Genomic DNA, 5,384 nt, shown 5'->3' with positions numbered 1-5,384 from the left:
CGCCTTGGTCGCATGGCCTTCGACCCGGACCACGCCGGCATCGCCGCCTGGAAGCTGCAGCGAATTGCCCTGGATCAACGTGTCATACTGCTCCCAGACCCAGCGGCGCGAAGACAGGTCGGGCCCGCCGAGCAGCTTCAGCAGCGCGTCGGCAACGTCGGCTTGCGGAATGTCATTGGCGGCCAGCGGCGCCGGCTTTTTCGGCTCGACCCACGGCCGGTCATATTCCGGAGCCTTGTCGCCGAGATCCTTGATCGGCAGATCGGCGACCTGATCCCCCTGGTGCAGCACGCGGAAGCGCAGATCGTCGGTGGTCTTGCCGACGATGGCGAAGTCGAGCCCCCATTTGTGGAAGATCGCCTCGGCTTCCTTTTCCTTTTCCGGGCGCAGCACCATCAGCATGCGCTCCTGGCTTTCCGACAGCATCATCTCGTAGGCGCTCATGCGCTCTTCGCGCACCGGCACCTTGTCGAGATAGAGCTCGATGCCGAGGTCGCCCTTGGCGCCCATTTCGACCGCCGAGCAGGTGAGGCCGGCGGCACCCATGTCCTGGATGGCGATGACGGCGCCCGAGGCCATCAGTTCGAGGCTGGCTTCCAGCAGGCACTTTTCGGTGAAGGGATCGCCGACCTGCACTGTCGGGCGCTTCTCATCGATCTTGTCGTCGAATTCGGCCGAGGCCATGGTGGCGCCGCCGACACCGTCGCGGCCGGTCTTGGCGCCGAGATAGACGACCGGCAGGCCGACACCCTTGGCTTCCGACAGGAAGATCGCATCGGTCTTGGCAAGGCCCGCCGCGAAGGCGTTGACCAGGATGTTGCCATTGTAGCGGGCGTCGAAATTGACCTCGCCGCCGACTGTCGGCACGCCGAAGGCGTTGCCATAGCCGCCGACGCCGGAAACCACGCCTGAAACGAGGTGCCGGGTCTTGGGATGGTCAGGCGAGCCGAAGCGCAGCGCATTCATCGCCGCGATCGGCCGGGCGCCCATGGTGAAGACGTCGCGCAATATGCCGCCGACGCCGGTCGCCGCGCCCTGGTAGGGCTCGATATAGGACGGGTGGTTGTGGCTCTCCATCTTGAAGACGACGCAGTCGCCGTCGCCGATGTCGACCACGCCGGCATTCTCGCCCGGCCCCTGGATGACCTGAGGTCCGGTGGTCGGCAGCGTGCGCAACCATTTCTTCGAGGATTTGTAGGAGCAGTGCTCATTCCACATCGCCGAGAAGATGCCGAGTTCGGTGAAGCTCGGCTCGCGCCCGACAAGATCGAGGATGCGCTGATACTCGTCGGGCTTGAGCCCGTGTGAGGCAATGAGCTCGGGGGTGATCGGCACGGAATTGGAAATGGTCATGGGCGGCGATTTATATCCGGGACGTTGGGATTTTGAGTCCCGTCTTATCGCAAGCCTTGCGACCGATACACCCATGGATTGACGAAAAACGACGGAAAACCGGACAAAGCCACGCAGTGTCAGGAGAAGCTGTCGTAGCCGGCGCGGCCTTCATCGAGAAGTCGCCGGATCGCCGCGACGCCTTCAGCGATATCCCCGCGCTGTCTCGGCTGCGAAACGCCAAAGCGGACACCATGGAAAACCTGCTCGGAACGGCCGGCCTTGAATTCGTCCTCGTCGTCGATCAGCACGCCGTGCTCCAGGCAGGCGTTCTTGAAGGTGCCGGAAAGCCAGGGGTCGGGCAGGGTCAGCCAGACAAAGGGCACCCTGTCATGCGACTTGAACGCGAAGCCGGCCAAAGTCTCGCGCACGATGGCGATGCGGGCGCCGATTTCGGCGATGCTGCGCTTGCGTATCTCATCCGCCTGACCTGACAGCACCAGCCTTGTATTCACCTCCGCCAGCAGGAAGGGCATGCCGCCGGTCATCATCTTGTGGGCGACACGGATGCGGTGGCGGTAGGCGGGCGGGCAGGAAAGCCAGCCGCCGCGCACACCGGCTGCGACCGACTTCGACAGGCCGCCCGCGACGATGGTGCGTTCAGGCGCATACTCGGCCAGCAATGGTGTCGGATCATCGGTCAGATTGCCATAGAGATCGTCCTCGATGAGGACGACGTTGTATTCGCGTGCGACATGGGCGATCGCCTCGCGGCGCGCCGCCGACAAGGTGGCCAGCGTCGGATTCTGCGCCGTCGGCATCAGGAAGATCATCTTGGGATGCTTTTGCGCGCAGACGCGCTCGAAATCCTGCGGATCGATGCCTTCCTCGTCCGATGCCACCAGCGCGGTGCGCCTGCCGATCAGGCCGGCGCTGCGGGAAATCTGCGAGTAGGTGAGGTGCTCGAAGGCAATATAGTCGCCAGGCATGGTGAGCGCCGCGATCGCCGCCATCACCGCCGCATGGGTGCCGAGCGTGGGAACGATGGTGTCGGCACTCGGACGAAACGAATTGCGCGCCAACCAGCGGGCGCCGGCTTCGTACCATCGGTCGGGGAAGTCCCGCGTGTAGCTCGAAATCTCATGCGGATGGTCCTGCGCCGTGCGCGACAGGACACCGGCGACAATGTCGCCCTGGCCGATATCAGGTGCTGCGGTGCTGTCGAAACGCAGCTTGCCCTTAGGCGCATCGATATAGCGCGTGCCTTCGCCGCCGACGTCCGGAGCCGGAAAATCCGGCTTCGCGCGCTGGCCGAGCACATAGGTTCCACGCCCGACTTCGCCGCTCACCAGCCCACGCTCGCGCAGCAATTGATAGGCCCGGCCGACCGTGCCGACGGTGGTGCCGATGTCGTAGGCGAGGTCGCGTTGCGGCGGCAGCTTTGCGCCGGCATCGATCACCCCCCGATCGATGTCCGTCTCGATGGAATCCGCCAGCCGCTGATACAGCGGGCCGGAGCCGGCAGTGAAATCGGGGAGCCAATTTGTCATGGTGACAAGTTTCTATATTGCACCTACACATGAGTCAATCCATATCGATTGCGTGCCAAAAAGGGTACAATTTGGAATTCTGGTAGAAAGATAATGGATACAATCGCTACAATCCGTCACTCGAGAGCCGGTTTATCTGGCCAATCGACACGTCCATCAGACCGGAGCGGCTTTGTCAGCCGTCTGGTGCGTCTGGTCAGATCGCTGGCGAGATGGATCGACCATCTGTTGGAGCGCCGCCGCAGCCGGCTGGCGCTGCTGGAAATGACCGATGATCAGCTCAAGGATATCGGCGTCACACGCTGCGATGCTCACCGCGAGGGCATCAGGCCGTTCTGGGACTGATAGCTAACCGAGTTTTGATGCCCTGGTGCGTGCGCCGGCATGGTCCGCAAGGACGGCGACCACGCACAGCACGAGGAAAAGTCCGGTGATGGCTGCGGCTGAGATGACGACGCTGGTCGCGCCGTTCCTGGCGATGTCCAGGAAAGGGTAGGGCACCTCGCCGGCAAACGGCGCCCGCACCAGCGCATAGACCAGATAAGCGATGGGATAGATCACCCACCAGGAAATGTCGCTCCAGCGCGTCCTGCCGTCAGCGCCTGCGATCAGCCACCACAGCACGAACAGCACCGGCGTCACATAATGCAGCAGGACGTCGCAGAGCAGGAACAGGCCCTGCGGCTGCCAGAGCCGTGCCAGAACCGTGGCATAGACGATGAACACCAGCGCGATCGAAACCGCAACGCCGGCCCGCATCCGCGCGCCTGCAAAGGCCGGCAGCCAGGCATAGAAGGTGGGTGACAGCAGCGACGTGTACACCAGCACCGCGCCGATGTTGGTCAGGATGGTGAAGAAGCTGGAGACGAAAATGATGGAGCCGAGCAGGCTGCGGCCGGCTTCCATCGACGCCGGAATGCTGATGCAGAACTGCAGGATGAGCCCGGCGAGACCGACGACCAGTCCCACAATCTGCAGGAACCGGCCCATGGGCTAGGCCGTCGCGGCGCAGGCCGGATTGCCGGCCTGCCAGCGCGCAATGTCGGAGCCGATGCGGGCGCCGAGCGGATCGTTCATCAGCGGTCCGAAGACGTCGACGCGGCTAGAATTGCCTTGCGCCTGCACGACCAGCAAAGGTTTGCCGCCATAGTGCTTGGCCGGCACCAGCAGGAAACGCGGCGTGCCGCTGAACGAATTCAGCTCATTGGCCATCTGGTACGGTTTGAAGGCCGGGTCCTTGCTGGCGATCCAGCATTTGTGGGCAGCGATCGCCACTTGCTCCATGACCAGCAGCGCAGCACTTTTGCCTGAGGGAACAGGCGTGCTCTTTGGCGTCGACTGGCAGGACGCCAGCACAAAGCCCGCCGCGGCGACCAGCGCGATCGTCTTGCGTCTGATCAAGCGGCACCCATCTCAAGCTCGGACAGAAAAATCTTCAAACCATCGGTCATCTCGCCCCACACCCGCGACAATGCCGGGTGTTGCGAGGCGATCTGCTGGTAGGCGTCGAATTTGGGATAGGCGTCGAGCAGGTCGTGGCGTCCCGTCATGGCGCGGAAATTGTTGAAGATGAACCGTGTCGGCGTCAGCCAGGCATCGGCGAAGCTGATGTCGTCGCCGAGCGCGAATGGGCCCTGCGCCATGCGCGCCTCGATTGCCGCCAGCCCGTGATGCAGGCGGGCAAACTGGGCGTCGATCTCGGCATTGTTGCGCTTCGGCACGAAATGGAGCTCGAAAAGCTTCATCGTCGGGGTCAGCACATCGAGATCGGTGATGCGGGCGAACATGCGCACCAGTGCCCGGTCCTTGGAATCGGGCGGCAGCAGCGCCGGCTCCGGAAACCGTTCCTCGAGATATTCGGCGATGACCACCGATTCGACGATCGTCTCGCCCGAGCCGGTGATCAGCACCGGAATCCGGTTCATCGGTGAGATGGCGCGAAACTCTTCCGGGATGGGAAAACCGGGCGGCGGCGCGATGATCTTGAGTGGTACGTCCTTGATGTAGGCCAGTGCCCGCACGATCGACGAGTAGGGCGACAACGGCCGCGAATAGAGTTTCATGACCGTCTCTCTCCCCAATGAACCAGACTTGCTCCAAAGAGACAGGAATGTCCGGCTGTTTTCAAGCTGTTCGCTTCGATATCGTCAGGCTGCGATGCCGAGGGCGCTCTCGAACAGTCCGCGGCCATCGGTGCCGCCATGGGCTGCTTCGATCAGGTTTTCCGGATGCGGCATCAGCCCGAGCACATTGCCTTGGCTGTTGACGATGCCGGCAATGTCGTTGATCGAGCCGTTGGGGTTGGTGCCCTCGGCATAGCGGAACACCACCTGGCCTTCGCCTTCGATACGGGCAAGCGTGTCGGCGTCGGCGAAATAATTGCCGTCATGATGCGCGACCGGCGAGCGGATGATCTGGCCCGGCTGATAGCGGCGCGTGAACATGGTGTTGGCATTGGTGATCTCGAGCTTCACCTGCCGGCAGACGAATTTCAGCGAGGTG

General features: G+C 63.0%; 7 protein-coding genes. 1 reads left to right on the top strand and 6 read right to left on the bottom strand.

Annotated elements, in window-relative coordinates; all coding sequences use genetic code 11:
* Both purL and EN984_RS21505 read right to left on the bottom strand, forming a co-directional pair.
* The coding region (gene purL, locus EN984_RS21510; RefSeq protein ID WP_127383936.1) for a phosphoribosylformylglycinamidine synthase subunit PurL at positions 1-1,353 on the bottom strand (1,353 nt) is incomplete at its 3' end.
* A 119-nt stretch (positions 1,354-1,472) separates the two neighbouring features.
* Entirely contained in the window at positions 1,473-2,882 is a 1,410-nt protein-coding gene (locus tag EN984_RS21505) for a PLP-dependent aminotransferase family protein (RefSeq protein WP_127269911.1), read from the bottom strand.
* A gap of 93 nt (positions 2,883-2,975) precedes the next feature.
* On the opposite strand from EN984_RS21505, the gene EN984_RS21500 reads away from it, so the two are divergent.
* Positions 2,976-3,227: a DUF1127 domain-containing protein gene (locus tag EN984_RS21500; RefSeq protein WP_027036978.1), complete on the top strand. Its 252-nt coding sequence runs from the start codon at positions 2,976-2,978 to the stop codon at positions 3,225-3,227.
* A 3-nt stretch (positions 3,228-3,230) separates the two neighbouring features.
* Here EN984_RS21500 and EN984_RS21495 read toward each other — a convergent pair whose 3' ends face one another.
* The 4 genes from EN984_RS21495 to EN984_RS21480 all read right to left on the bottom strand — a co-directional run.
* The gene (locus tag EN984_RS21495; RefSeq protein WP_127269909.1) at positions 3,231-3,872 is read right to left on the bottom strand and encodes a Pr6Pr family membrane protein; all 642 of its coding nucleotides are present in this window, start codon (positions 3,870-3,872) and stop codon (positions 3,231-3,233) included.
* Between the two features lie 3 nt (positions 3,873-3,875).
* A complete protein-coding gene (locus EN984_RS21490; protein ID WP_127269907.1) occupies positions 3,876-4,283 on the bottom strand; it encodes a hypothetical protein in 408 nt (135 codons plus the stop codon).
* Positions 4,280-4,945, bottom strand: a complete 666-nt coding sequence (locus EN984_RS21485; protein ID WP_127269905.1) for a glutathione S-transferase family protein — start codon at positions 4,943-4,945, stop codon at positions 4,280-4,282. The genes EN984_RS21490 and EN984_RS21485 overlap by 4 nt, the downstream gene beginning before the upstream one ends.
* An 84-nt stretch (positions 4,946-5,029) precedes the next feature.
* Positions 5,030-5,384 (bottom strand): phosphoribosylformylglycinamidine synthase subunit PurQ (locus EN984_RS21480; RefSeq protein WP_206517453.1); only part of this gene is annotated, 355 nt, incomplete at its 5' end.

The sequence above is a fragment of the Mesorhizobium sp. M7A.F.Ca.CA.004.12.1.1 genome (assembly GCF_003997835.1).
Lineage (GTDB): Bacteria > Pseudomonadota > Alphaproteobacteria > Rhizobiales > Rhizobiaceae > Mesorhizobium.
The sequence above is the reverse complement of the archived record's forward strand: the minus strand, read 5'-3'. Positions and strand labels throughout refer to the sequence as shown.